The organism is Desulfocucumis palustris, assembly GCF_002933875.1.
GTDB classification, from domain to species: domain Bacteria; phylum Bacillota; class Desulfotomaculia; order Desulfotomaculales; family Desulfocucumaceae; genus Desulfocucumis; species Desulfocucumis palustris.
This window is the reverse complement of sequence record NZ_BFAV01000009.1, coordinates 1-292: the sequence shown is the minus strand read 5'-3', so window position 1 is coordinate 292 and position 292 is coordinate 1. Positions and strand designations below refer to the sequence as shown.

The window sequence follows — 292 nt, the reverse complement described above, 5'->3', positions numbered from 1 at the left end:
CCGAAATCGAACTGAGCGTAATGACCAAACAGTGCCTGGATCGCCGGATTTCTTCAATAGATTCCCTCCGTCTTGAATTGGCGGAATGGGAAACCGTAAGAAACAGAAACCAAAAAGGTGTTGACTGGCAGTTCACGACCAATGATGCAAGAATCAAACTAAAGCGACTTTATCCACAGTTTAAGAGTTGACACTGTACTAGTATAGCGTTTCCGTAATAACATATCAATGGATTGATTGTCATAAACATTATACAATAGAAAAATCATCTATTTTGTATTTCCAGCGATAT

General features: G+C 38.7%; 1 pseudogene. It reads left to right on the top strand.

The window, feature by feature from the left end:
* A pseudogene (locus tag DCCM_RS18935) lies at positions 1-191 on the top strand (IS630 family transposase); the annotation flags it as partial.
* Positions 192-292 lie beyond the last annotated feature (101 nt).